Source organism: Grimontia marina, assembly GCF_900060185.1.
Lineage (GTDB): Bacteria > Pseudomonadota > Gammaproteobacteria > Enterobacterales > Vibrionaceae > Enterovibrio > Enterovibrio marinus.
This window is the reverse complement of record NZ_FIZY01000003.1, coordinates 68,237-93,973: the sequence shown is the minus strand read 5'-3', so window position 1 is coordinate 93,973 and position 25,737 is coordinate 68,237. Positions and strand designations below refer to the sequence as shown.

The window sequence follows — 25,737 nt, the reverse complement described above, 5'->3', positions numbered from 1 at the left end:
ATTGGAGCGATTCGCCAACCGTTCTTCCTTAACTATAGCTTGAACTGGTCTCCGAGATAGACTCGTTTTACATGCTCATCGTTGAGTACTTCATCAGGTGTGCCGTGGGCAATCAAGTGCCCTTGGCTAACAATATAGGCGTGTTCACAAACACTGAGTGTCTCACGTACGTTGTGATCAGTGATTAATACTCCCAGACCCCGATCGCGAAGATGCTCAATGATCTTCTTAATGTCGATAACCGAGATAGGGTCAACACCCGCAAACGGCTCATCGAGAAGAATAAACTTCGGATTTGCCGCCAGTGCCCGGGCGATTTCAACGCGGCGGCGCTCACCACCAGACAAGGCCATGCCCATGCTGTTACGAATGTGCTGAATGTTAAACTCATCCAGCAAATCCTCTGCTTTGTCCTGACGTTCTTCTTTGGTCAGGTCTGAGCGGGTTTGCAGCACAGCCATCAGATTATCGTAAACGCTGAGCTTGCGGAAAATGGATGCCTCCTGTGGCAGGTAACCGACACCCATTCGGGAACGGTTATGCATCGGCTGGATGCTGATATCTAAATCATCGATTTTAATGACGCCTTCGTCACGGGCTACCAAGCCAACAATCATATAGAAAGAGGTGGTTTTACCTGCGCCGTTCGGGCCGAGCAGTCCAACGATTTCGCCAGACTTCACTTCCAGACTCACATCTGTAACGACCTTACGGCCGTTATAGCTTTTAGCGAGATTTTGAGCGGTGAGAATAGCCATGAAAGATTAGTTCTTCTCTTGTTTTGACTGTGGCTGCAATACTGTGGTGACACGACTGCTGTCGTCACTTTCTGCTACCAGCAATTGTTTGTCGATGTTGTAGGTAATCTTCTGGCCTTCTACTTGGTTGCCGCCTTCCTGGATAAGCACAGCATTACGCTTCATGGTCAGGAAGCTTTTCCCGGTTTCATAACGAAGGTCGAAGGCCTCTCCGTTAATTTTCTTACCGTCATCCATGGTTTGCTCAAAAGTGGCAGGCTTACCGTAGGCATCGATCACTTCTACACCTTCCTCACCAGTAGGGCGGGTGACGACGACCTTGTCCGCATTCAGGCGGATAGAGCCCTGACGTAGGTATACGTTACCAGTAAAAATCACGGTGTTGGTGTTCATGTCGAGGTTCTGCGAGTCGGAGTCAATGTAGATCGGCTGCTCTGAGTCTGTTGACAGTGCCATCGCAGTTCCAGAAAACAGCATCAATACCGCGGCAAAAAATTTAGTTCTTTTGTTGTTCATACCTGCTCTTCACTTGGTCAATCAGTTCCATTTGGTGGGAGCCAAAATTACCTTTTACTCTCTCGCCACGAGTTTGCAGGCCCACACCGGTAATTTCGGTTTCGGTGTCTGACCAGAAATCACGTGTCACGAGGTCCAGAGTAAGTTCTTCGGTAGTGACGACTTTAATTTGAGCGTCAGGCAACAGGTTAAAGATCCTGACCCGACCTGTCATCACCAGAGTTTTCGTATCCTCAAGAACAGCGAACTCGGAACTGACACGCCACTCTTCTTCTTCCCCGTTACTGTATGTCCAAAGCACAGGCTCGTTAAAGTGGGTCTCGTCGAGTTGCTGATAGTTCTCTACATGCACAGATTCGATACGGTAGGTCCGGATACCTTGCATGTTGTATGTGGTTGAGTTGATATTATCAGCCGTAAACAGGGGCTTCTCAGCATCTGGCGCAACCTGTATCTCCGCTTCCCAGTAGTGTTGGGTCAGCAGGTAGTACCCTGTATAACCACAGACTGCGAGAAGGGCAACGATACCAAGGCGTTGCAATATCATATACTGAGCCCGTTATGCGCATCGAGTTCTCCACGCGCTTCAAGAATCAAATCGCAGACTTCACGCACAGCACCGTATCCACCCGGAGTGCGGGTGACCACGTCGGCGCGTTTCGCCAAAAGAGGATGACCGTCACTCACACACACGGACAGACCTACCTGAGACATGACTGACCAGTCGATAAGATCGTCACCGATATACGCGGTTTGCTCAGCTGGCACGCCTAGGCGCTTGACGAGGTCTTTGTACGCTGAGGCTTTGTCGTCCTGACCCTGATAAATGTGCTGGATGCCAAGGGCCCCCATTCGACGTTCGACAATAGCGGATTTACGACCGGTAATGATCGCGATTTCCACGCCAGCATTCATCAGCGATTTTACACCGTAGCCGTCACGGGTATGGAAGGCCTTCAGTTCTTCACCGTCATTGCCCATGTATATCCGGCCGTCAGAGAATACACCGTCAACATCGCAAATCAGCAGTTTGATGTCACGGGCTCGTTCCACGAATTCAGTAGGTACAGGGCCATACAGGGTTTCAGTCATGGGTTGCATTACATCACTCCAGCTTTCAGCAGATCGTGCATATTCAGTGCGCCAATCAGCTTGTCATTATCTGTGACCAGCAATCCGTTGATTTTCTTCTCTTCCATTAGCTTTAGGCCTTCAGCGGCCAGCACATCTGAGCCAATCAGTGTTGGCTTTTTGCCCATCACTTCGCCGATTTCGGTGGTGTGAACGTCTATGCGCTGATCCAGAAGGCGACGGAGATCGCCGTCGGTGAAAATACCGAGCACGCTGTCGCTGTCATCGACGATAGCGGTCATGCCAAGGCCTTTGGCAGACATTTCCAGTAGCGCATCACGGATGGAGTCGTTTGGCGCGACTTTTGGCAGTTTGTCGCCAGAGTGCATTACATCAGCAATACGCATCAATAGCTTGCGGCCCAACGCACCGCCTGGGTGGGACAGGGCAAAATCGTCGGCTGTAAAGCCTTTGGCTTGCATAAGCGCAACCGCCAGCGCATCACCCATGACGAGGGTTGCTGTGGTGCTGGAAGTGGGGGCCAGTCCAATAGGGCAGGCTTCTTTTGGCACTTTTATGCACAGGTTGATTTGCGCCAGTCGCGCCATGGTCGAAGAGGGATTGCTTGTCATGGTGATGAGCGCAATGCCACGGCGCTTCACCACAGGCAGCAGCGTAATGATTTCTGAAGCTTCACCGGAATTTGATATTGCCAGGACCACATCGCCTTTCTCAATCATGCCCAGATCGCCATGACTGGCTTCACCGGGGTGAACAAAGAAAGAGGGTGTGCCGGTACTTGCCAGTGTCGCGGCGATTTTGTTACCGATGTGGCCGGATTTTCCCATGCCCATCACGACCACTTTGCCTTTGGCTTTAAGGATGAGACTGCAGGCGTTTTCAAAGTCTTCGTTGATGTACTGCTCAAGTTGGACAATAGCATCCATCTCGGTTTTCAGTGTTGCAATGCCTGCCTGGCGAAAATCAAAAGTCATAATCGGTCCGGTTATGCCGCTAGATGAGAAAACAAGTAGCCTTGGTAGCCCACGAAGCAAACGAGAAGAGCAACGCCTTCCCAACGGTTAATCGTGCGCACTTTGCCGACAGCAAACAGGAATAGTAATACGGACAGTGCCAGCATGACGTAAAAGTCACGATCCATTGCCAGTGGGTTAATGGCTGATGGCGCTAGTATACCCGGAATACCCATGACCGCGAGAATGTTGAAGATGTTAGAGCCGATGATGTTTCCCACCGCCAGATCGTCTTCGCCTTTCATCACACCAGCAATCGATGCTGCAAGCTCAGGAAGGCTGGTGCCGACGGCAACGATTGTCAGACCAATCACCAGGTCGCTCATACCAAAGGCTTTTGCAATGATAACGGCAGAATCAACCACCATGTCTGCGCTGAAAATGAGAAGCACCAGACCAACGACAACCCAGATACCCGCAGACACGTTACTGACGCCTTCAGGAATTTCAGACTCCTGCTCAGCTAGCATAGGGTCTTCTTCTCCGCTTTCACGGCCAAACTTCATCATAAGAAGCAGGAAACCCGCAAAAAACACCGCGAGGAGAACACCTTCAAAAAAGCTCAGGTAGTTGTTCCACAAAATAGCACCTGCCAGCACCGTCACACCCAGCATCAGGGGTAATTCGCGGCGGAGAATGCCAGAACTGATAGCGAGGGGCTTTATAAGAGCTGTCACGCCAAGAATCAGTGCTATGTTGGCAATGTTTGAACCGAGGACGTTACCTACAGCAGTGTCGGTTTTCCCGCTAAGTGCGGCAGTTGCCGAAACCACCATCTCTGGCGCTGAACTTCCCATGGCTAGAATAGTCATACCGATGACAAGGGGAGAGATGCCCACATTACGGGCGATAGCGGCTGCTCCGTAGACGAGCCTGTCAGCACTCCATACCAACAAACACAAGCCCACGATGAGAATAGCGGTCGCTTCAAACATTTAGATACCTTCAGAATTAGCTGGGCTAAGAACAATACAAAAGCGCAATTTTGACCGCTAATTGAGGAAATGTGAAGGAAAAGGACGGATGAGTTTCGACGAGCTTTCCGCAAACCCCCTAAACAGTGAAGTGTTTTCCGCTGAATTACGCCGTCCCCAATTCACAAAATAATAAAAAATCTTACGAACAAAGGTAAAAACGGAGGGCAATTTCTAGCCTGAAATAAGTGATCTTAATTCCAGTGCTTGCATATAGGAAAAGACAGCGATTGTCTGAATATTGATAGGTTACTGATAAAGATTTTGCAAATGAATGGTGTACAATTACTTGTTTTGCCTTTGTCACCCTTCTATGATCGGGCAATTAACACTCAAGGAAATACAACGTCAAAGGGCCTTGATGAGTACTATAAACCTGGTTGAAGTGAACAACCTGACTTTCTCGCGCGGCGAGAGGGTGATTTTTGACAATGTCAGCCTCACAGTCCCTGTCGGTAAGGTCACGGCGATCATGGGGCCTTCAGGAATTGGTAAAACGACACTGCTACGACTGATTGGCGGGCAAATCCAGCCAGAAAAAGGCACTATCGAATTTTCGGGCCAAAATATTCCTTCGCTCTCCAGAAGCAAACTCTACGAAGTGCGAAAGCGCATGAGTATGCTTTTCCAGTCCGGGGCGCTGTTCACCGACATGACGGTTTTTGATAACGTCGCGTTCCCCCTTCGCGAACACACTGAGCTTTCCGAATCTCTGATCAAAACCATTGTGCTGCTTAAGCTTGAGGCGGTTGGTCTGCGTGGCGCTGCTGATTTGATGCCAAGCAGCCTTTCTGGTGGTATGGCAAGGCGTGCGGCACTTGCTAGAGCGATTGCGCTTGACCCTGAGTTGATTATGTTTGATGAACCCTTTGTTGGTCAGGACCCTATCACTATGGGTGTTTTAGTTTCCCTTATCCGCAACCTTAATCAAGCATTGGGCTTGACCTCTATCGTGGTGTCGCACGATGTGCCGGAAGTCATGAGTATCGCCGACCACGTTTATCTGCTGGCGGATGGTAAGATCATCGCATCGGGTTCCCCACAGTCTTTGCGTGACAATCCTGATCCCCGTGTCAGTCAGTTCCTTCAAGGCGATGCTGACGGTCCTGTTCCGTTTCGCTATCCGGCTAAGGACATTAAACAGGAGCTTTTCTCGTGATTGTAAGCATGGTGCAGGCGATAGGTGCTCGCGCAATGGCTGTGTCCCAAACTATGGGACGTGCGACATTTGTCTTGCTAGGTGCCCTCATTGGCAGGCCTCAGCCAAAAAAAATGTTTCCACTACTGTTAGCCCAAATTTATTCGGTTGGCGTGCGCTCACTGGCGATAATCATGGTGTCAGGGCTGTTCATCGGCATGGTGCTCAGTCTTCAAGGCTACCTTGTTCTGGCCGATTTTGGTGCAGAGAGTTCCCTTGGGCAGATGGTGGCGTTGTCGCTACTACGTGAACTTGGTCCGGTCGTGACCGCACTCTTGTTTGCGGGCCGCGCAGGCTCAGCGTTGACCGCAGAAATTGGCTTAATGAAAACGACTGAGCAGCTTTCCAGCCTTGAGATGATGGCGGTTGACCCGCTGCGCCGAGTGGTTGCACCGCGCTTTTGGGCGGGTGTCATCTCAATGCCACTTTTGGCAATGATTTTTATGATGGTGGGCATCTGGGGCGGACAGCTCGTGGGTGTTGACTGGAAAGGTATTGATTACGGTAGCTACTGGGCGGTGATGCAGTCATCCGTTGAGCTGGGTTATGACATCGGACAGTCTTTTATCAAGAGCTTGGTGTTTGCCATTACCGTAACCTGGATTGCCTTGTTTAATGGTTATGATGCGATTCCCACTTCAGAAGGGATCAGCAGAGCCACTACACGTACTGTCGTGCATTCATCTTTAGCAGTGTTGGGATTGGATTTTGTCCTCACAGCACTGATGTTTGGGAGCTAATTAAATGCAACAAAACCGAAAAACAGAATTTTGGGTAGGCACTTTTGTCATTGCGGGGATTGCAGCAGTGTTACTGCTCATTTTCCAAGTCGCTGATGTTAAGAGCTTTTCGCGATCTGAGCACTACTCGCTTGAAGCCCATTTCGATAACATTGGTGGTTTGAAAGTTCGCTCTCCGGTGAAAGTAGGCGGGGTTGTTGTGGGCCGTGTTAGTCATATTGCTTTGACGGCACCGGACTATATCCCGACGGTAACAATGGATATTGAGCGCAAATACGGCTATTTCCCGGAAACCAGTTCGGCGGCGATTTTGACGTCAGGACTTCTGGGTGAACAATACATTGGCATTCGCCCAGGGTTTCTGGATGAAGACATAGATGTCCTACAGGATGGCGATTTGCTGGAAGATACACGCTCAGCGATGGTATTAGAAGATCTTATTGGTCAGTTCCTATACAGCGTCGGTGGGTCTGAGGAGTAAAGTAATGAAAAAGTGGTTTGTTACTGTGTTTGCTGCATTGACAGTGACGTTATCATCATTTTCTTTCGCTGCAGAGATTGACGCGAAAGACCCTTACTTTTTGATTAATCGTGTGGCAGAGAATGCTTTCAGCCGTCTCAAGGCCGACAAAGATCAATTCATTCAAAACCCCGAGCTATTACGTGTCGTGGTTAGAGAAGAATTGATGCCTTACATCAATGTCCGCTATGCCGCGATGAAAGTACTGGGCCCACAGGCACGCAAAGCCAGCAAAGAAGAGCGCGATCTGTTCACTGAGGCATTTTATGATTATCTGGTTGCTTCCTATGCCCAGATCCTGACGCAATATACCGATCAGGAAATCAGTGTGGAACCAGCAAAGAAAATTGATGCCAAACGTAAAGTAGTGTCTGTTCGTGTTGATATTCTAGATAAAGCCCGTCCTCCCATTCGTCTGGATTTTGCTTTGCGCAAAAACCGTAAAACGGAAGAGTGGCAAGGTTTCGACGTACAGGTTGAAGGTGTGAGCATGCTGGATACCAAAACCAGTGAATGGAGTAGTGAACTTCGCCGCAATGGCATTGAGGAAGTGTCCAAGCAATTGATTGAACGTTCAAAAACGCCAATTACCAGAGATGAGACCACATCGTGAGTGAAGCATTATCACTTCAGCAACTCACAAACGGGCATTACTGCTTGTCAGGAGAGCTTGATCGTGACACAGTTCCAGCATTTTGGAGCCGACGCGCCAATTGGCTGCCTTCAGACAAACAGGTTGTACTCGATCTGTCTTCGTTGAAACGCATCGATTCGGCGGGCATGGCAATGTTGCTCCACTTGCAGCAAGAGCTCAACAACAGTCAGCAAGCGCTTTTGTTGAGTAACACTCCTTCGCAGCTTAGCGTCCTGCTGCAGTTGAGTAACGTGGAAAGTCTTTTTACTGGTGTAAGTGCATCGGTTGACGGGGAATAGTTGTGGAACCTACTGAAATCAAAGCCATATTAGAACAAGCTCTGACGCTGGATGAAATTCATGTTAAAGGTGATGGCAGTCACTTCGAAGTGATCGCGGTTGGCGATATGTTTGATGGTATGCCGCGTGTGAAAAAACAGCAGACTATCTATGGCCCACTGATGGAACACATCAGAACCAATGCAATCCATGCTCTTAGCATCAAAGCGTTGACCCCGGCAGAGTGGGCGCGCGACAAAAAACTGATGCAACCGCTATAAGTTCACGAGGAACAGCATGCAAAAATTCCGTGTCCATGGTGGTGGCCCACTGCGTGGTGAAGTCACAATTTCCGGTGCCAAGAATGCGGCACTGCCTATTTTGTTTGCCGCGCTGCTGGCTGAAGAGCCTGTAGAGGTCGCGAACGTTCCTAAATTGCGTGATATCGACACCACTATGGAGTTGTTATCACGACTGGGTGCGAAAGTATCCCGAAACGGTTCTGTTCATGTTGATGCCAGTGACATCAACGAATTTTGTGCACCTTACGATTTGGTTAAAACCATGCGTGCATCAATCTGGGCGTTAGGGCCTTTGGTGGCTCGTTTTGGTAAAGGCGAAGTGTCGCTGCCTGGTGGCTGTGCTATTGGCGCCCGTCCGGTTGATCTCCACATTCATGGTCTGGAGCAACTGGGTGCCACCATTACTCTGGACGAAGGCTACGTGAAAGCCTATGTAGACGGTCGCCTGAAAGGTGCACACATCGTCATGGATAAGGTGAGTGTGGGCGCGACGGTGACTATCATGTCAGCAGCGACGTTGGCTGAGGGCACGACTGTGATTGAAAACGCTGCTCGTGAACCTGAGATTGTGGACTGTGCGAAGTTCCTTAATATGCTGGGTGCGAAAATCACTGGTGCGGGTACCGATGCTATCACTATCGAAGGCGTTGAGCGTTTGGGTGGCGGCTATCATGAAGTGGTTGCGGACCGAATTGAAACTGGCACCTTCTTGGTAGGCGCAGCAGTATCTGGTGGTAAAGTGAAGTGCTACAATACCTCGCCGAAACTGATGGAAGCGGTACTGGCTAAGCTGGAAGAAGCTGGCGCGCTGGTGGAAAGCGGGAATGATTGGATATCACTGGATATGACGGATCGCGAGCTGAAAGCGGTGAACATCCGTACTGCTCCGCACCCGGGGTTCCCAACCGATATGCAAGCGCAATTCACGTTACTTAACCTGATGGCAAAAGGCACAGGCATTATCACAGAAACGATTTTTGAAAACCGCTTCATGCATGTGCCTGAGTTGCAACGCATGGGTGCCCACGCTGAAATTGAAGGTAACACTGTGGTATGTGGCGATTGCGATGGCCTGAGTGGTGCTCAGGTGATGGCAACTGACCTGCGTGCTTCTGCGAGCCTTGTAATTGCTGGTGCGATTGCGAAAGGTGAAACCATCGTTGACCGTATTTATCATATCGATCGTGGTTACGAACACATCGAAGATAAGCTCAAAAAGCTGGGTGTCAGCATTGAACGTTTCAGTGACTAATAGCAATAGATGAAGAGAAGGCCACTTTAAAAGTGGCCTTTTTGTATCTGTTGAACTGGTGGGTAGTGAGCTTACTGGAGTTTCTCTTCGCCGATCGTGACAATGATATCAATGGGTTGTCCGTTTCGTATTACTCTGAAAGGTACTTTAGTCCCAGGACGGATGTCGACCACGATATCCAACGCATTCCGGACGCTGCTTATTGGCTTTTCATTGATAGCAATAATCAAGTCATTGACCTTTAGCCCAGATTTTTCTGCTGGCCCATTTGGGTCCATGCTTCCAACCATCACCCCTCTTAACTGTTCCGCATCAAGAAGCCTTGCCATCACAGGGTTCACTTCGCGTCCTTCCACACCAATGTAACCACGGATCACGCGTCCATCGGCGATCAGCTTTTGCATGATCTTTAATGTGAGTGAGTAGGGGATAGCAAAAGAAATACCATAGGTGTCTACATCGGTAGCCTGCTGAAATGAGGCCGTATTGATGCCAACCAGTTCCCCGCGACTGTTGACCAATGCGCCACCGGAGTTACCTTTGTTGATTGCCGCATCGGTTTGCAAGAAGTCCTGTTGACGATTGAAGCTCATGCCCGGGCGGCCAGTGGCCGAAATTATACCGAATGTAGTTGTTTGGCCGAGGTTGTAAGGGTTTCCGATGGCGAGCACCACATCGCCGACATTGGGCTCATAGCTGTCGTTAAAGGGAATGACCGGTAGGTTTTCCAGCTCAATCTTTAGCACGGCAAGATCAGTACGTTGATCTTTACCTACCAGTTGAGCGGTACTGATACGACCATCCTGCAGAGCCACAATGACTTGGTCTGCACGTGCAACGACATGATAGTTGGTCACGATATAGCCCTTGTCACTCATGATGACACCGGAGCCCAAGCCTTCCGCACTCAGTTGAAGTCGATTTTCGCTGCTATAGCGGCGGGTATAAATGTTAACAACGGCCGGTGAGGCACGTCGGACCGCGTAGTTATAAGAAATGAGGTTGTTGTTGGTTTCAAACGCGGGGAGAGTGGCCTCCGGTAACAGCCGGGCATTTCGCAACGATGGAATGGCAACGAGCAGCACAGCAGCGACCAGAACGCCGTACACTACAGAACGTGCTAGAAAAGCCAGCATGCAATTCCCCATAAAACCATTAAATACAAAGCACCGAGAATATCATTGAATACTCGGTATGAGTAGTTGAAGAAAGCAAATAAAAAAGAGCCTGACAGTGTCAGGCCCCTGATTTGAAACACTTTGTGTAAAGCGTTTGGTTAACGGATCACCAAGTACATGGTAGAGTCACCGCGTAGGATGTTGAGCGCTAACACGGACGGTTTGCTCTCAAGTTGCTTGCGTAAATCGCCAAGGTTCTTCACCTTGTTTCGGTTCAGGCCAACAATCACATCATCTTGCTTCAAGCCGTAACGCGCAGCGATGGAGTCTTTTTCGACACTAGAAACACGAACGCCTGACACCTTGCCTTCTTTATAGTTTTCCAGCTCAGCGCCCTTCAGCGCTTCATGCAGCGTTTCTGCATTAGCTTTGGCTAGGCTTGCTTCTTTGAGCTTGGCGGTAACTGTCTTTTCTTTACCGTCACGAATGATGCCAAGCTCCACGTCTTTACCTGCGCCGAGCGTAGCAATTTTCGCACGAAGCTCGCCAAAGCTTCGGATCTCTTTTCCGTTTACCGAAACAATAATGTCACCGGCTTCAATACCTGCTTTCTCCGCAGCCGAATCGGGTACGATCTGACTGACGAAGGCACCATGGTTGGTTTCATAACCGAACGCTTCAGCCAATTCTGAAGTTAGCTCTCCACCTTGAACCCCCAGCACGCCGCGCTTCACTTCACCGAACTCTAGGATCTGGTCGACAAGATTTTTCGCCATGTTCGCTGGAATCGCAAAGCCGATGCCAACGTTACCGCCGTTTGGCCCCAAGATAGCCGTGTTGATACCCACCAGTTCACCATTTAGGTTTACCAGAGCACCTCCCGAATTACCGCTGTTAATTGCCGCATCAGTCTGGATGAAGTTTTCAAAGTTTTCGACATTCAGACCACTGCGGCCCAGTGCTGAAATGATGCCTGAAGTGACAGTTTGGCCAAGGCCAAACGGGTTGCCAATCGCAATGGCAAAATCGCCAACACGCAGTGCATCAGAGTCAGCCAGTTTGATTGCGGTGAGGTCTTCCGACTTCTCAAGTTTCAAAAGCGCAACGTCAGACATGCCGTCGCTGCCGATTAGCTCAGCATCGTACTCGCGGCCGTCGTGCAACTGAACGCGGATTTTGTTAGCACCATCGATCACATGATGGTTAGTGATTACGTACCCTTTGTCTGCGTCAATGATGACACCCGATCCCAAGCCACGGAATGGACGTTCTCTGACTTGCTCAGAAGGCATGTCCGGGCCAAAGAAGAAACGGAAAGATTCAGGAATGCGTTGTTTTGATGTGTGGCTGCCTTCCACCGCAATACTGACTACCGCCGGGCTGACGGCTTCGAGCATGGGCGCGAGGCTTGGCAGACTCTCACCAGCAACTGCGTTTGGTAACGCAGCAGTTGTTGGCAAGGCTGTCATGGTTGTACTAACGGCGAGTGCAATCGCACTCATAGCAAGCAAAGACTTCTTTTTCATAAACACACTCCCCTCTATAGGTACGTTTTAAGAGTGGGGGTAGGTCAAAAAAGTTCAATGCCCCATAAAGTGATATTTGTGATCGAGTTAACTCGCCTTGCTGGTTTCTTTCTGATCTTTGAGCAAGCCTGATGCGCCATCAGAATAATCACGGGGCGGTTCTTGAGAAGATGACGACTCTTCAGTGACTTCAGAAATTTTGCTGATACGTTTTGCGAATGGATTATCTTGCTCCGGCAGGTTTGGCATCAGCTCGGCGGATGTATTCGCCATATGTTGATAAAGCTTGCTGTAATCACGGGAAATATTGTCAAGTAATTCAGCGCTTTGTGCGAAGTGATCGACCAACTCTTGTCGGTACTGCTCCAATTCGTAGCGCGACTTTTCCAGTTCTTTTTTCAAGTCTTTTTGTTGAGAGTTATCACGCATTGTCAGGCGGGCAATAATGAAGCCAATGACAATACCAATGATCACAAATACCAGCGTGTTGATCCAAGCCATAAGTGCTCCTTAACTTATTCCAACCGGTTGGATAAATTGCAGTTTTTTTGCCGATGAAATGGCAATCAAAAGAAAACTACAAACCCCTTAATACTCTTGGTTTACTATACATGCCAAGATAGACGCATGGTACTATTGATTTTGAGAACGCCACGGGTGCGAGTGAGAGCTAGGTTCAAGGATGACACCACTAGAGCAATACCATAACGACTTACAAAGACCGGACTTTTTTGAAGATGCTTCCCAACGAAATGCCGTAGAGAAGCTAGAAGATGTTTATCACCGTTTGGTAGCGAGGGCGAGTGCGCCCGTTAAGAAGCCGGGCTTTTTAGAATCCCTATTCAAGAAAAAAATGCCGGTCAAAGTACCGGAGAAAGGCCTCTATTTTTGGGGAGGCGTAGGCCGCGGAAAAACCTATCTCGTCGACACATTCTTTGAAAGCCTGCCATTTGATAAAAAATTGCGAATGCACTTTCACCGCTTTATGCATCGTGTTCATTATGAGTTGACACTACTCGATGGCGAACAGGACCCTTTGAAAAAAATTGCTGATAAGCTCGCCGACGAAGCTCATATCCTCTGTTTCGATGAGTTTTTCGTTTCAGACATAACAGATGCAATGATCTTAGGGACGTTGATGGAGGCTTTGTTTGAGCGTGGGATCTGTCTGGTCGCGACGTCAAATATTGTGCCGGATGAGCTATATCGCAATGGTTTGCAACGCGCCCGTTTCCTTCCCGCGATTGCCCTAATTAATCAACATTGTGAAGTCGTGAATGTTGATGCTGGCACCGATTATCGCTTGCGGACTCTCGAGCAGGCGGAGATCTTTCATTTTCCTTTAGATACCGCTGCAGGTCAGAATCTCAAAGAATATTTTTATAAGCTCGCGACTGAGCCATGTTATGAATCCTTTGAAATTGAAATCAACAATCGAAAGCTGATCGCTGAGCGGGAAGCGGAAGGCGTAGTTCAGTTTGAATTTACTACCTTGTGTGATAGCCCGCGCAGTCAGTCAGACTATATAGAGATAGCCCGTCTTTACCACACGGTTTTACTGGCAAACGTACCGCAAATGGGCCTATCAAAGGATGATGCTGCGCGTCGATTTATCGCGATGGTCGATGAATTCTACGAAAGACACGTGAAACTTATCATTTCGGCTGAAGTTACCTTGAATTCACTGTACACAGATGGGCGCTTGTCATTCGAATTCAAGCGCTGCATTTCGCGTTTGAAGGAGATGCAAAGCCATGATTACTTGGCTTTGGAGCATCTTCCATGACCAGCCTTGCGGTAATAACAGTATTGATAAAAATCTAATGGAGAAAAAGTCAGGACTTTTTTTGAAAAAAAGGTGATTTTTTCTCCACCCTTCCTTATAATCCTGCGACCCACCGTTACTGTTGAAAGGCTTCGGCCGAGGGAACCACCACTCGAAGGGGTGTTGAATGGGCTCTTAACAGTGGGAGCGAGAGCTCCTTAAGTGAAATCTAAATTTATCGGGTAATTATTAGCATGAAAACATTCGTTGCTAAACCAGAAACTGTAAAACGCGACTGGTACATTGTAGACGCAGAAGGTAAAACTCTGGGTCGTATCGCAACTGAAATCGCATCTCGTCTGCGTGGTAAGCACAAGCCGGAGTACACTCCGCACGTTGACACTGGTGACTACATCGTAGTTATCAACGCGGAAAAAGTTAAAGTAACTGGCGCGAAAACTACTGACAAGATGTACTACCACCACTCTGGTTTCATGGGTGGCATCAAGTCAATCAGCTTCGACAAACTGATCGCTAAGAAACCAGAAATGGTTATCGAGCTTGCTGTTAAAGGTATGCTACCACGCGGTCCTCTAGGTCGTGCAATGTACCGTAAACTGAAAGTTTACGCGGGCGCAGAGCACAAGCACGCGGCACAACAACCGCAAGTACTGGACATCTAAGGGGACTTCAAAATGGCAGAACAATACTACGGCACAGGTCGTCGCAAAAGCTCCGCAGCTCGTGTATTCATCAAGCCGGGCAGCGGTAACATCGTAATCAACAAGCGTTCTCTGGAAACCTACTTCGGTCGTCCAACCGCTCGCATGGTTGTTATGCAACCTCTTGAGCTGGTAGAAATGACTGAGAAGCTGGACCTGTACATCACCGTTGCTGGTGGTGGTATCTCTGGTCAAGCAGGTGCAATCCGCCACGGTATCACCCGTGCGCTGATGGAATACGATGAGACTCTGCGTCCTGCACTGCGCGCAGCTGGCTTCGTTACTCGTGACGCACGTCGCGTTGAACGTAAGAAAGTTGGTCTGCGTAAAGCACGTCGTCGTCCACAATTCTCTAAGCGTTAATTCGCTTCCGGATTATCCGGGAATTCTGGTCCAAAAAAGCCTGGCTTATGCCGGGCTTTTTATTATCTCCATTCAGGCATTTACCCCTCCCGTCAATGCGCGAACTGTGCGCTTGTCCCCAATTTCCTCATTTTGACATTTCCGCAAATTTTTTCTTTTTTGGCAGTTAGTTAAAAAACGGTGTATACCTCACATTTGTTACAAAAAGGTAGCTTTATCTTGTCAAAAAGTGGGGTTTTCCTTATCATTTAGGCGACGTATTAATAGGTTTTTGTTGGTTAAACCACCCGTTTCTACGTGAGAAAAATACTTAATTTGAGTTAGCCGTACGCTCCAGGGACGCATAAGGAAAGTTATAAGAATCCATGCGGGAGCACATGGGAGAATGTTGGATGAGCAATGCGCCAGTGAATTCCGGCCGACGTCGTTTCCTGACTCTGTCAACCGCTGTGGTTGGTGGTGTGGGTGCAGCAGCAGTCGCTGTACCTTTTATCAAGTCATGGAACCCTAGCGCCAAAGCTAAGGCTGCCGGTGCCCCGGTCGAAGTCGATATTAGCAAAATTGAAGAAGGTCAATTAGTCAGGGTGATTTGGCAGGGCAAGCCGGTCTGGATTGTTCGCCGTGGAGAACAAACGCTGGAAACGTTGAATGAGATTGGTGATCAACTACGTGACCCAGAATCTCTTGAACCACAGCAGCCTGAGTATATTGTTAATACTTACCGTTCAGTAAAACCAGAAATTTTTGTCGCAGTTGGTTTATGTACCCATTTGGGTTGTTCACCAACTTACTTGCCTGATAGCTTTGGCGAGCAAGTAGAAGGCGTCTCCTCCGGTTTCTTCTGCCCTTGTCACGGCTCCAAGTTTGATATGGCTGGTCGTGTATTCAAGAGTGTGCCAGCGCCACTTAATCTGGTTGTTCCACCTTATACGTACCTTAACGATAACCGCATTTTGGTTGGCGCAGATGAGGGGACAGCGTAATGGAAAACTTGCTTAACTGGTTTGAGAAACGCCTTCCAGCGATAAATGCTTACAAAAAGCATTTGTCTGAATACCCAATGCCGAAAAACTTTAACTTCTGGTACCTGTTTGGCTCACTGGCCATGCTGGTGCTGGTAAACCAGCTATTAACCGGTATTTGGCTAACGATGAGTTACAACCCTTCTGCAGAGGGGGCTTTTGCGTCAATTGAATATATTATGCGGGACGTGGAATACGGATGGCTGCTGCGTTATATGCACTCCACAGGTGCTTCTGCGTTTTTCGTGGTTGTCTACCTGCACATGTTCCGTGGCCTGATTTATGGTTCATACCAGAAACCACGTGAATTGCTGTGGATTTTCGGTATGCTGATCTTCCTTGCGCTGATGGCGGAAGCTTTCATGGGCTACCTGCTGCCATGGGGTCAGATGTCTTACTGGGGTGCACAGGTAATCATTTCCCTGTTTGGTGCGATTCCGGTTATCGGTGACGACCTGACATTGTGGATTCGTGGTGACTATGTTTTGTCTGGCGCAACACTGAACCGCTTCTTTGCACTCCACGTTGTAGCGCTACCTATCGTGATTCTGTTGCTGGTTGTACTGCACATCCTGGCACTTCATGAAGTGGGTTCAAACAACCCGGATGGTATCGAAACCAAGTTGCCTAAAGGCACTAAAGGCGAAGGGTACGAAACTCAGTTCCCATTCCACGAGTACTACACTAAAAAGTACGACATCATCGATTCTGTGCCTTTCCATCCTTACGGTACAGTGAAGGATCTGATTGGTGTGGGTCTGTTCGGTATTCTGTTTGCTTACGTTATCTTCTTCAATCCAGAGATGGGCGGTTACTTCCTTGAGCCACCTAACTTTGAAGCAGCTAACCCGCTGAAGACACCTGAGCACATTGCGCCAGTGTGGTACTTCACCCCGTTCTACGCCATCCTACGTGCAGTTCCTGACAAATTGATGGGCGTTGTGTTGATGGGCCTCTCCATCGCTGTTCTGTTCCTTCTGCCGTGGCTTGATCGCTGTAAAGTACGTTCATACCGTTACCGCAGCAAAATCCATCTGGCAAACATTGCGCAATTCACTGTTTCGTTCATTGCGCTGGGTATTCTGGGTGCGCTGCCAGCAACCCCAACTTATACCTTGATGGCACAGATCTTTAGCTTTGGTTACTTTATGTTCTTCGTCGCGCTGTTCTTCTACAGCAAAAACGAGGCGACGAAACCATTACCGGAGAGGGTGAACTACAAATGAAGAAGTGGATTGTAATTCTGTTCGCACTGTTACCTTCTCTGGTGATGGCGGCTGGCGCTAAGGTTCCGCTAGACGCTGCGAACAATGACTTGTCTGACAAGGCATCACTGCAAAACGGTGCGAAACTGTTCATGAACTACTGTTTTGGCTGTCACGCGACTCAGTATCAGCGTTATGAGCGCATTGCAGAAGACTTGGATATCCCGAAAGAACTGATGTTGGAAAATCTGGTTTTTGACAGCAATGCGAAAATCGGTGATCTGGTGAACAATGCGATGACTGCAGAAGATGGTGCGACCTTCTTTGGTGGTCCGGCACCAGATCTGACGTTGGTTGCTCGTGTCCGTGGTACAGACTGGATTTACACCTACCTACGTTCTTTCTACCAGGATGACTCTCGTCCGTTTGGTGTGAATAACTCAGTGTTCCCAAGCGTGGGTATGCCTCACGTGCTGGAAGAGCTTCAAGGTACACCGGTCAAGCAGTACAAAACTGTCATGGTTGATGGTGAACAGGTTCAGGAATTCATGGGGATCGAATCACTGGGTAACGGTGAGTTGAGCCCTGAAGAGTACGACGATGCGGTTCGTGACTTGGTGAACTTCCTTGAGTATTCAGGTGAGCCTAACAAGCTTGAGCGTCAGCAAATGGGTTACTGGGTGATTGGCTTTATGGTCATTTTCCTCATCCTAGCCATTTTGCTCAAGAAAGAGTATTGGCGTGACGTTCACTGATCGGTTAATCTAGTGAGTTGCTGATCCACAATGGGAGCAGGTGCTCCCATTGTTTTTTCTATAGATGAAACATTCTGGAGGGGTTAATGGCTGTTGCTGCCAATAAACGCTCGGTGATGACGTTGTATTCAGACGCATCAGACATGTATAGCCATCAGGTTCGCATCGTTCTGGCAGAGAAAGGTGTGACATACGAGATTGAGCTTGTTGATCCAAATAACCTGCCAGAGGATTTACTCGATCTGAATCCGTATAACTCGGTTCCGACTCTGGTTGACCGTGAGTTGGCGTTGTATAACGCAAACATCATCATGGAATACCTGGATGAGCGTTTCCCACATCCGCCGTTGATGCCGGTTTACCCGGTAGCACGTGGTAACAGCCGTCTGATGATGTACCGCATCGAACGTAACTGGTACACACTGGCTGAGAAAATTGAAAAAGGTAATGCAGAAGAAGCTGATAAAGCTCGCCGTCAATTGCGTGAAGAGCTGTTGGCTCTTGCTCCTGTGTTTGCCGAGTATCCTTTCTTCATGAGCGAAGAGTTTAGCTTGGTTGATTGCTACCTGGCTCCGCTACTGTGGCGTTTGCCGGTAATGGGCATCGAACTGAGCGGCCCTGGCGCTAAAGAAGTGAAAACTTACATGGCGCGCGTATTTGAACGTGATTCATTCCTGGCTTCTCTGACTGAAGCTGAGCGTGAGATGCGTCTGGCGCAATAATGAGCGACATCAATCTGAAACCTCGACGCCCGTATCTGTTACGGGCGTTTTACGACTGGTTACTCGACAACGATCTGACGCCACACCTAGTTGTGGACGCAACAATGCCTTACGTGAATGTACCTTTTGAGTACGTACAGGATGGACAGATCGTATTGAACGTTGCACCACGTGCAGTGGGCAACCTTGAATTGGGCAATGACGAAGTCAGTTTCAATGCGCGATTCGGTGGTCGGCCGATGCTGGTGACTGTGCCTATGTATGCTGTGATGGCAATTTATGCACGTGAAAATGGTGCTGGTACCATGTTCGATCCAGAGCCAGCATACGATGAAGAGCTGGAGCGCATTGAATCTGAACCGGAACTCAATGCTGTCGATGAAGTACAGGAAGACGTTGAAACTGTTGTGGAGACTGATGAGCCAACTTCAGAACCAGCGCAGAAACCGAAAGGTCGTCCGACGCTAACCGTCGTCAAATAAAAAAAGCAGCCTAGGCTGCTTTTTTCATGTCTGAATCTATCAAATTATTCCAAATTATTCGCTGCTGGCGCTTGGCTCATAATATTGAAAGCCTTTGATGACCTGCTTAACGCCACTTAGGTTACGGGCAATTTCAGTGGCTTCATTTGCTTGCTCGCGGGTGACATAGCCTAACAGAAAGACCTCGCTGTCTTCTGTGATCACTTTGATGTTCACGTTACGGAGCTTCTTGCTGCCAATAAGAGCTGATTTCACCTTGGTGGTGATCCAAGTGTCTTTGGAAACATCACTCACAGACAAAGGTGCCTTGATGCGTATTTGATCGTAGATGGTCTCTACGCCTTCGAGTTCTCGAACTTTAGTCACGATAGCCTTTTTGAGGTCTTCGGTTTTCGCCTGACCAATTAATAACAGTTTGCCATCGTAGGAAACGGCGTTAACACGGGTATCGCCTTTAAAAGGGGCTTTATTAACGATCCCGGCGACTTCCATTCCTAGTTGTGTGTCTTGCCATTCCGTTTTCGCGGTACGGGTATCCTGCTCGTAAATCGCTGAACAGGCACTCAACCCCAATACTGCTGCAAGTAAAAGCGCCTTCTTCATGTTTATTCTCCGTGTGTCGGGAACAGGTATTGATCGATAAGATCGCAAAGTGTGTGTAAGGTGATCAGGTGAACTTCCTGTACGCGGGAAGTACGCTGGGAAGGAATGCGGATTTCCACATCCTGCTCACCCAAGAGGCCTGCCATTTCACCGCCATCTTTGCCGGTAAGCGCAACAATGGTCATGTCACGGGTAACCGCGGCTTCCATTGCCTTGATGATGTCTTTGCTGTTACCGCTGGTAGACAGCGCCAAAAGCACGTCTCCGCCTTGTCCGAATGCTCGTACCTGCTTGGAGAAGACTTCATCGTGGTGGTAATCATTCGCGACTGCTGTCAGGGTGACGGTATCCGCTGTCAACGCTAGTGCAGGCAGGCTAGGGCGCTCTGTTTCAAAGCGGTTAAGTAGACAGGAAGCGAAATGCTGGGCATTTGCTGCGGAGCCACCGTTACCACAACACAGGATTTTGTTGCCGTTAAGCAGACACTGCACCATCACCATCGCGGCTTTGGAAATCTGCTCTGGCAAGGCTTCTGCTGCAGCGATCTGTGTCTGGATACTCTCGGTGAAACTCTCTTTGATGCTATCTAGCATTGATTACCCTTCAAATACGATATTTTTCATCCAGTTTACCGAGTTTACGTTGCCTTCAAAAGTCACGGCATCAAATCTAAACTCGGTATGTGTCGCGGACAGGCCATTTTTCGCCAACCACAAATAGGCGGCTTTGAGCATACGACGTTGTTTTTGTGGGGAGATACTGGCTGCGGCGCCACCATAGGTGGTTTGGTTACGGTATTTGACCTCAACGAAAACGAGGCAGTTTTGCTCCCGCATGATGAGATCCAATTCGCCGCCCTTGAAGCGGGCATTCTTTTCGATGGTCTTAAGGCCCTGCCGCTCGAGAAAGCGGCAGGCTTGTGTTTCGTAGTGATCGCCGGTTTGCTTTTTACTTAACCGAAACAATCCCTTGCTCCCCAAACATCGCCCAGGAAACGCTGCGGTTGACGGTGCAGTAATCACCCAATGACAATTCACCTGACAACCCTTCAAAGCGGTAGTCCGGCAATGCCTGCATCTGAGGAAGTGCTTCAATCAACGCATACGCGTCCATGCCCAGTGCGTAAAGGCGGGTCATGCCATTATCCAGACCCGGCCAGAGTTGATTAAAACGTGCTGCGGTCGGATTGTTAGGCTCAACCAGAAGTGGTACGTCACTGAACTCAATGCCGCGAAGCTCACCAATTTCGCCAACGCCGTTCACACGGTTGTTAGAGCGGGAGCTTGAGTACAATTTCGGCGGTTGAACACCTGGGTTGATGGCGACTTCAATGAACGGCTTAAGCAGTGTGAGCTCGCCTGCGTTAGCAACAAGGTAAACGGCATCAACATCGCGGCGGCTGCGCTGCTCTGATTCCATTTCCATTCCCAGAAGCTGTTGCATCTGCTGAATACGCCCTTGGCTCTCTGTTAAGCCAAATACGCGTTGGACGGTCTTCTGCATGGCTGCACGGTTTTTGAAAAATTCAATTTCTGCAGGCTCGCCGGTTTGCTCTTCCCACTGTTTAGAGAAGGCTTCACTGACGCGTCGACCAAAGCCATTATCTGGAGCAATCACCAATGGGTATTGATGTTTGTTCTGTTCAATATGCAGTGCAGCTTGCTCTGCTTCCTGCTCTGGAGAGAGTGTGAAGAAGCAAGTATTCGCCGCACCCTCGTCTTCGTTTGGAATATTCAGCGCCAGCGTGGGAATCGCGTTTTGGCTGATAGTCAGGAACTCTTCAATTTTATCTTTGCGAAGAGGGCCGATAGCAAACTGAATACCGTCTGCACGCATCTGATTGACGATGTCCGTCGTTGAAAGCCCGTTGGTGTCGTAGAACATCACAGAAGGTGCAGTATCGCCAGAATCATCATCCAGCAGCGCCTGTACCAAACCATTACGAATAGCTTCGCCTTGTGCCGCGAACTTGTCGCTTAGTGGCAGCATCACACCGATGCGGTCAGGACGGAGGATCTCCATCGACTGAAGTGCAGTCAGGTCATTCGGTAGGTATCGGTTAGCCGGGTGAGATGGATTTGCTGCTAGCCATTGGTTCAGCGCTTCTTGTTGCTGAGCAGGACGACCCGAGTAACGGCGCAAGAGGTTTACCAGCTCGACCCAGCCATTCAGAACTGGATTGGTGGTTGCAGACAGAGAGTTCAGCTCAGATGGTGGCATTTTCACCAGCAGTGTCCAAACGTTTTCCCAGTTTTGCTGCTTATCGTAATTGTCCGTAATGAAAGGAGAGCCCTCTGCATAAGAGAGCACAGCGCCTGGCATGTTGCCCAGTGCTTCGTAAAGTTCGCCTTTCAACAGGTAATAGCGCTGGTATTGAATAGCCGGAATACCCCAAGATGGCTGGAAGTTCAGGTTATCAACAGCGGTCTGCAGATCGCCTTTTTGCTGAGATAACAAAGCGCGGTTCAGTTGCCATTCGGAAAGTTGCAGTGGGGTCAGTGGCAGTTTTGCCAAACGACTAACCAAAACATCGGCTTGTGCGTACTGTTTTTCAGCAATCAGTGCTTTTAACGCCAACAAATACCAGTCAGCTTTTGCTTCTCCGGTTTCGGTTTCTGATTTCAGCAAATAGAAAGTCGATGACTCCAGCGCCGGCGCTGTGATGTCATATTGCGGTCCTTGCTCAACAGGTGGTGTGGTGGTACACGCCGAAAGCACCAATGCCAGCGCGATTGGTGGAAGAACTCGTGATACACTTTTGCACTTATGGGTTATTTTACGCATGAACATCTTCTGTCCGTAACTTGTTGCCCTCTATATTAATCGCCGAAGGGTTGTGAAACAAATGACTGATGAAACTTCAACCATGGTTGACGTCTCAACTTTATATATCGTGCCGACACCGATCGGAAACCTGGGAGATATCACCCAGCGTGCTTTGGAGATTTTGCAGCAGGTCGACATCATCGCTGCCGAGGATACCCGCCACACTGGTAAACTACTGTCCCATTTTGGAATCACCACCCGAACTTTCGCGCTGCATGACCATAATGAACAACAGAAAGCAGATTTTCTGATTGAAAAATTAGTCAGTGGGCAAAATATCGCGCTGGTGTCTGATGCGGGCACGCCGTTGATATCCGATCCAGGTTACCATTTGGTGACCCGTTGTCGTCAGGCGGGTGTCAAAGTTGTCCCTTTACCAGGGCCTTGCGCAGTTATCACCGCGTTGAGTGCGTCTGGCTTACCTTCTGATCGTTTCAGCTTCGAAGGCTTCTTACCGCCGAAAAGCAAAGGGCGCCGAGATAAGTTTTCTGACATTGCGGAAGACCCACGAACCCTGATTTTTTACGAATCACCGCACCGTATTCTCGATACGCTCGACGACATGCTGGCGGTATTGGGTGCGGAACGTCAGGTAGTGCTGGCGCGGGAGCTGACCAAAACCTATGAAACCATTCATGGTGCGCCGCTGGGCGAGTTGATTGAATGGCTGAATGAAGACAGCAACCGTATCCGCGGTGAAATGGTGCTTTTGATTGCAGGTCACCGCGCCGAGAAAGAGGATTTGCCATTGGAGGCAACCAAAGCGGTTACTTTGCTGGCGAAGGAACTGCCACTGAAGAAGGCGTCTGCGATTGCGGCTGAGCTGTATAACGTGAAAAAAAATGCCCTCTATAAGTGGGGTTTAGAAAACCTAGAGTAAGAAGTCCGGTGTTTTCGCTGGATCCGTGGCGGTGAACTCTATATAATCCGCCGCCTGAGTTGGCCGGGTAGCCGCTGCTTCGTTGATGTCCTTTGGGAGACTGACGAGGGGGAGGAAAGTCCGGGCTCCACAGGGCAGGGTGCCAGGTAACGCCTGGGGGGCGCAAGCCTACGACCAGTGCAACAGAGAGCAAACCGCCGATGACTCTTCGGAGAACAGGTAAGGGTGAAAGGGTGCGGTAAGAGCGCACCGCGCGACTGGCAACAGTTCGTGGCACGGTAAACTCCACCCGGAGCAAGACCAAATAGGTCCCCTTTGGCGCGGCCCGCGTTGGGGACGGGTAGGTTGCTGGAGCCTGTGAGCGATTGCAGGCCTAGACGAATGGCTACCACCGTTTTTTACGGTACAGAACCCGGCTTATAGGCCGACTCACTAAATAAAATGGGCGAGTTTAGCGATAAACTTGCCCCAGAGAAGGCGAGCATTAGCTCGCCTTCTTTTGTTTTGGCTTCAATAAAAGTCAACAGGCCCCAATGGGGAATGCCGTGCGGTTAAAAAATGCACGGCTCAGCAAGGTGTTCAAGCTGTTGAAATAGAATGCGCTTCGCGATTACGTGATCTTTGTCGCGCTCGATGCTTGCTTGACTTTCTTTTTGCCTGATACTTACACTTCCTAGTGGGAAAATGTGGAATAAAGTGGGTTATTCTGGTGAAAAAGGGTAGTCAGTGACATGTTGAGGGGCGTCAGCGCCATATCGCCCGACGCGAAAGGTCGCGTCGCATTGCCAAAGCGTTATCGGGAAGAACTCGATGCGGTGTGCGATGGCGTGTTTGTCTGCACCATTGATCATCAGTTACCATGCCTGCTGCTATACCCCTTGCCTGAATGGGAGCGCATCGAAGCCAAGCTATCCCGCTTATCCAGCCTCAATCCAGCCGAGCGTCGTTTACAGCGATTGCTGCTTGGTCATGCGTTTGAGTGTGAGATGGACGGACAGGGGCGAATTCTGATTGCACCAACACTGCGCGATTACGCCGGTTTGAATGGAAAAGCCATGCTGGTGGGACAACTCAACAAGTTTGAGATTTGGAACAGCGACAAATGGCAGCAACAGATCGACCAGGATATTCAACATCAAGCCGAATCAGCGGAAGCGCTGAGCGACAGGCTCAGTAACTTATCGCTTTAGGTAATCAAGATTATGTCAGAGCAGTTTTCACACATTTCCGTCCTCCTCCACGAATCTATCGAAGGTCTCGCACTTAAACCTGACGGCATTTATGTCGATGGTACGTTTGGCCGTGGTGGACATACCCGAGAAATTTTACGTCGTCTGGGTGATGGCGGTCAGCTATACAGTATCGACCGTGATCCACAGGCAATCGAAGAAGCGGGCACGATTGATGACCCACGCTTCAATATTATTCATGGTCCGTTTTCTGGTATTCAACAGTACATCGAAGAACGTGGACTGAGTGGCAAGATTGACGGCGTATTGCTGGACCTGGGTGTCTCCTCTCCCCAACTGGATGATCCAGAACGCGGCTTCAGCTTTATGCGTGACGGCCCGCTCGACATGCGTATGGACCCAACATCTGGTATTCCAGCCTCCCAATGGCTGGCTGAAGCAGAAGCCGATGACATTGCCTGGGTGTTGAAAGAGTTTGGTGAAGAGCGTTTTGCCAAGCGCATCGCCCGTGCGATTGTGGCGCACCGTGAAGATGAAACCAAAGAACCACTAACCCGCACTTTGCAGCTGGCAAATCTGATTGCTGCGGTATCACCTTCCCGTGATCGTAAAAAGCACCCAGCGACCCGCTGTTTTCAGGCGATTCGCATTTACATCAACAGTGAGCTTGAAGAGATTGAAACGGCGATGCAAGGTGCGCTTGAAGTGCTGGCGCCGGGCGGACGCCTATCCATCATTAGCTTCCACTCATTGGAAGACCGTTTGGTGAAACGCTTCATGCGTAAGCAAAGCAAAGGGCCGGATGTGCCACATGGCGTGCCACTGACCGAAGATCAAATCCGTGCACTGGGTCAGGCAAAGATGAAGCTGGTGGGCAAAGCATTGAAACCGTCTGACGTGGAAGTCTCAGACAACACTCGCTCCCGAAGCTCGGTGCTGCGTGTGGCAGAAAAATTGGGTGACTGATGTCGGCAGAAAATCCAGGACTGACAAGGCAAATTCTGCAGGATCTGACCAGTATCGGTCGGGTTCCTATGGTGCTTTTGGTTCTGGTACTGCTTTCTGCATTGGGCGTGGTTTACATCACCCAGCAAACGCGTGCTGCGATAGCCCATCATGACCAACTTTTGATGGAGCGCGAGCAACTGGAAGTCGAATGGCGTAACCAGTTGCTTGAGGAGCATGCGTTATCAGAACACAGTCGTGTCGAAGCGATGGCACGGCAGGATCAGGATATGATCCGTCCAGACAGTCGACGTGAAGTCATAGTGAGCCAATAGC

General features: G+C 49.4%; 32 protein-coding genes and 1 other RNA gene. 20 read left to right on the top strand and 13 right to left on the bottom strand.

The features are described from left to right. Nucleotides 1–32: 32 nt before the first annotated feature. From lptB to GMA8713_RS02715, 6 genes are read right to left on the bottom strand one after another with little or no spacing between them, the layout of a single operon-like run. Nucleotides 33–758, bottom strand: coding sequence for an LPS export ABC transporter ATP-binding protein (lptB, locus tag GMA8713_RS02740; RefSeq protein WP_062705488.1), 726 nt, complete (start codon nt 756–758; stop codon nt 33–35). A gap of 6 nt (nt 759–764) precedes the next feature. After that, nucleotides 765–1,274 carry a lipopolysaccharide transport periplasmic protein LptA gene (gene lptA / locus GMA8713_RS02735; protein WP_062705486.1) on the bottom strand — a complete coding sequence of 170 codons (510 nt, stop codon included), beginning with the start codon at nt 1,272–1,274 and terminating at the stop codon, nt 765–767. Further along, on the bottom strand, nt 1,255–1,821 hold the full coding sequence (gene lptC, locus GMA8713_RS02730; RefSeq protein WP_062705483.1) for an LPS export ABC transporter periplasmic protein LptC: 567 nt from the start codon (nt 1,819–1,821) through the stop codon (nt 1,255–1,257). The genes lptA and lptC overlap by 20 nt, the downstream gene beginning before the upstream one ends. Next, a complete protein-coding gene (kdsC, locus tag GMA8713_RS02725) occupies nt 1,818–2,375 on the bottom strand; it encodes a 3-deoxy-manno-octulosonate-8-phosphatase KdsC (protein WP_062705481.1) in 558 nt (185 codons plus the stop codon). Before kdsC ends, lptC begins: the two co-directional genes overlap by 4 nt. Further along, entirely contained in the window at nt 2,375–3,340 is a 966-nt protein-coding gene (locus GMA8713_RS02720; protein WP_062705478.1) for a KpsF/GutQ family sugar-phosphate isomerase, read from the bottom strand. The genes kdsC and GMA8713_RS02720 overlap by 1 nt, the downstream gene beginning before the upstream one ends. 11 nt (nt 3,341–3,351) lie before the next feature. Continuing rightward, nucleotides 3,352–4,314, bottom strand: coding sequence for a calcium/sodium antiporter (locus GMA8713_RS02715; RefSeq protein WP_062705476.1), 963 nt, complete (start codon nt 4,312–4,314; stop codon nt 3,352–3,354). Between the two features lie 400 nt (nt 4,315–4,714). Between GMA8713_RS02715 and mlaF the strand changes: the two genes are divergently transcribed. Genes mlaF through murA form a run of 7 tightly spaced genes read left to right on the top strand, consistent with a single transcriptional unit; the run spans nt 4,715 to nt 9,277 of the window. Continuing rightward, on the top strand, nt 4,715–5,512 hold the full coding sequence (gene mlaF / locus GMA8713_RS02710) for a phospholipid ABC transporter ATP-binding protein MlaF (RefSeq protein WP_062705474.1): 798 nt from the start codon (nt 4,715–4,717) through the stop codon (nt 5,510–5,512). Between the two features lie 8 nt (nt 5,513–5,520). Next, complete coding sequence (mlaE, locus tag GMA8713_RS02705; protein WP_198159443.1) at nt 5,521–6,291, top strand: lipid asymmetry maintenance ABC transporter permease subunit MlaE; 771 nt, start codon at nt 5,521–5,523, stop codon at nt 6,289–6,291. Nucleotides 6,292–6,295: 4 nt separating this feature from the next. Continuing rightward, entirely contained in the window at nt 6,296–6,772 is a 477-nt protein-coding gene (gene mlaD, locus GMA8713_RS02700; protein WP_062705470.1) for an outer membrane lipid asymmetry maintenance protein MlaD, read from the top strand. Between the two features lie 4 nt (nt 6,773–6,776). Further along, a complete protein-coding gene (gene mlaC, locus GMA8713_RS02695; RefSeq protein WP_062705468.1) occupies nt 6,777–7,424 on the top strand; it encodes a phospholipid-binding protein MlaC in 648 nt (215 codons plus the stop codon). Continuing rightward, entirely contained in the window at nt 7,421–7,744 is a 324-nt protein-coding gene (locus GMA8713_RS02690) for an STAS domain-containing protein (protein WP_062705466.1), read from the top strand. The genes mlaC and GMA8713_RS02690 overlap by 4 nt, the downstream gene beginning before the upstream one ends. 2 nt (nt 7,745–7,746) lie before the next feature. Next, the gene (ibaG, locus tag GMA8713_RS02685) at nt 7,747–8,004 is read left to right on the top strand and encodes a BolA family iron metabolism protein IbaG (protein WP_062705464.1); all 258 of its coding nucleotides are present in this window, start codon (nt 7,747–7,749) and stop codon (nt 8,002–8,004) included. Nucleotides 8,005–8,020: 16 nt separating this feature from the next. Next, the gene (murA, locus tag GMA8713_RS02680) at nt 8,021–9,277 is read left to right on the top strand and encodes a UDP-N-acetylglucosamine 1-carboxyvinyltransferase (protein WP_062705461.1); all 1,257 of its coding nucleotides are present in this window, start codon (nt 8,021–8,023) and stop codon (nt 9,275–9,277) included. Nucleotides 9,278–9,348: 71 nt separating this feature from the next. Here murA and degS read toward each other — a convergent pair whose 3' ends face one another. The 3 genes from degS to zapG all read right to left on the bottom strand — a co-directional run bounded on the left by degS (nt 9,349) and on the right by zapG (nt 12,422). Continuing rightward, nucleotides 9,349–10,413, bottom strand: a complete 1,065-nt coding sequence (degS, locus tag GMA8713_RS02675; protein WP_062705459.1) for an outer membrane-stress sensor serine endopeptidase DegS — start codon at nt 10,411–10,413, stop codon at nt 9,349–9,351. Between the two features lie 140 nt (nt 10,414–10,553). Further along, the gene (locus GMA8713_RS02670; RefSeq protein ID WP_062705457.1) at nt 10,554–11,921 is read right to left on the bottom strand and encodes a Do family serine endopeptidase; all 1,368 of its coding nucleotides are present in this window, start codon (nt 11,919–11,921) and stop codon (nt 10,554–10,556) included. An 87-nt stretch (nt 11,922–12,008) separates the two neighbouring features. Next, the gene (gene zapG / locus GMA8713_RS02665; RefSeq protein ID WP_062705455.1) at nt 12,009–12,422 is read right to left on the bottom strand and encodes a Z-ring associated protein ZapG; all 414 of its coding nucleotides are present in this window, start codon (nt 12,420–12,422) and stop codon (nt 12,009–12,011) included. Nucleotides 12,423–12,603: 181 nt separating this feature from the next. On the opposite strand from zapG, the gene zapE reads away from it, so the two are divergent. From zapE to sspB, 8 genes are all read left to right on the top strand, one after another. Continuing rightward, nucleotides 12,604–13,707, top strand: coding sequence for a cell division protein ZapE (zapE, locus tag GMA8713_RS02660; RefSeq protein WP_062705452.1), 1,104 nt, complete (start codon nt 12,604–12,606; stop codon nt 13,705–13,707). A gap of 233 nt (nt 13,708–13,940) precedes the next feature. Next, complete coding sequence (rplM, locus tag GMA8713_RS02655; RefSeq protein WP_002537332.1) at nt 13,941–14,369, top strand: 50S ribosomal protein L13; 429 nt, start codon at nt 13,941–13,943, stop codon at nt 14,367–14,369. A gap of 12 nt (nt 14,370–14,381) precedes the next feature. Beyond that, nucleotides 14,382–14,771 (top strand): 30S ribosomal protein S9, encoded by a 390-nt coding sequence (rpsI, locus tag GMA8713_RS02650; protein ID WP_002537334.1) that lies wholly within the window; start codon nt 14,382–14,384, stop codon nt 14,769–14,771. Nucleotides 14,772–15,163: 392 nt separating this feature from the next. Then, a complete protein-coding gene (gene petA, locus GMA8713_RS02645; protein ID WP_062705451.1) occupies nt 15,164–15,754 on the top strand; it encodes a ubiquinol-cytochrome c reductase iron-sulfur subunit in 591 nt (196 codons plus the stop codon). After that, nucleotides 15,754–17,019 (top strand): cytochrome b, encoded by a 1,266-nt coding sequence (locus GMA8713_RS02640; RefSeq protein ID WP_062705450.1) that lies wholly within the window; start codon nt 15,754–15,756, stop codon nt 17,017–17,019. The genes petA and GMA8713_RS02640 overlap by 1 nt, the downstream gene beginning before the upstream one ends. Continuing rightward, nucleotides 17,016–17,753 (top strand): cytochrome c1, encoded by a 738-nt coding sequence (locus GMA8713_RS02635; RefSeq protein ID WP_062705449.1) that lies wholly within the window; start codon nt 17,016–17,018, stop codon nt 17,751–17,753. The genes GMA8713_RS02640 and GMA8713_RS02635 overlap by 4 nt, the downstream gene beginning before the upstream one ends. A gap of 86 nt (nt 17,754–17,839) precedes the next feature. After that, entirely contained in the window at nt 17,840–18,475 is a 636-nt protein-coding gene (gene sspA, locus GMA8713_RS02630; protein WP_002537343.1) for a stringent starvation protein SspA, read from the top strand. Next, nucleotides 18,475–18,957: a ClpXP protease specificity-enhancing factor gene (sspB, locus tag GMA8713_RS02625; protein ID WP_002537345.1), complete on the top strand. Its 483-nt coding sequence runs from the start codon at nt 18,475–18,477 to the stop codon at nt 18,955–18,957. Before sspA ends, sspB begins: the two co-directional genes overlap by 1 nt. A 54-nt stretch (nt 18,958–19,011) precedes the next feature. On the opposite strand, the gene GMA8713_RS02620 is transcribed toward sspB, so the two are convergent. The 4 genes from GMA8713_RS02620 to GMA8713_RS02605 are packed head-to-tail and all read right to left on the bottom strand — an operon-like array spanning nt 19,012 to nt 22,350. Further along, nucleotides 19,012–19,560: a BON domain-containing protein gene (locus tag GMA8713_RS02620; RefSeq protein WP_062705448.1), complete on the bottom strand. Its 549-nt coding sequence runs from the start codon at nt 19,558–19,560 to the stop codon at nt 19,012–19,014. Between the two features lie 2 nt (nt 19,561–19,562). Next, entirely contained in the window at nt 19,563–20,153 is a 591-nt protein-coding gene (locus GMA8713_RS02615; protein ID WP_002537348.1) for a phosphoheptose isomerase, read from the bottom strand. A 3-nt stretch (nt 20,154–20,156) separates the two neighbouring features. After that, entirely contained in the window at nt 20,157–20,525 is a 369-nt protein-coding gene (locus tag GMA8713_RS02610) for a YraN family protein (RefSeq protein WP_062705447.1), read from the bottom strand. Beyond that, nucleotides 20,509–22,350 carry a penicillin-binding protein activator gene (locus GMA8713_RS02605; RefSeq protein ID WP_062705445.1) on the bottom strand — a complete coding sequence of 614 codons (1,842 nt, stop codon included), beginning with the start codon at nt 22,348–22,350 and terminating at the stop codon, nt 20,509–20,511. Before GMA8713_RS02605 ends, GMA8713_RS02610 begins: the two co-directional genes overlap by 17 nt. 55 nt (nt 22,351–22,405) lie before the next feature. Here GMA8713_RS02605 and rsmI point away from each other — a divergent pair, with 55 nt between their 5' ends. The 5 genes from rsmI (at nt 22,406) to ftsL (ending at nt 25,736) form a co-directional block, all read left to right on the top strand. Further along, nucleotides 22,406–23,266 (top strand): 16S rRNA (cytidine(1402)-2'-O)-methyltransferase, encoded by an 861-nt coding sequence (gene rsmI, locus GMA8713_RS02600; protein WP_002537354.1) that lies wholly within the window; start codon nt 22,406–22,408, stop codon nt 23,264–23,266. A 55-nt stretch (nt 23,267–23,321) separates the two neighbouring features. Beyond that, nucleotides 23,322–23,702, top strand: an RNA gene (gene rnpB, locus GMA8713_RS02595) — RNase P RNA component class A. Between the two features lie 295 nt (nt 23,703–23,997). Continuing rightward, entirely contained in the window at nt 23,998–24,456 is a 459-nt protein-coding gene (gene mraZ / locus GMA8713_RS02590; protein WP_062705443.1) for a division/cell wall cluster transcriptional repressor MraZ, read from the top strand. A gap of 12 nt (nt 24,457–24,468) precedes the next feature. After that, nucleotides 24,469–25,422 carry a 16S rRNA (cytosine(1402)-N(4))-methyltransferase RsmH gene (rsmH, locus tag GMA8713_RS02585; RefSeq protein WP_002537359.1) on the top strand — a complete coding sequence of 318 codons (954 nt, stop codon included), beginning with the start codon at nt 24,469–24,471 and terminating at the stop codon, nt 25,420–25,422. Beyond that, a complete protein-coding gene (gene ftsL, locus GMA8713_RS02580) occupies nt 25,422–25,736 on the top strand; it encodes a cell division protein FtsL (RefSeq protein ID WP_002537361.1) in 315 nt (104 codons plus the stop codon). Before rsmH ends, ftsL begins: the two co-directional genes overlap by 1 nt. Nucleotide 25,737 lies beyond the last annotated feature (1 nt).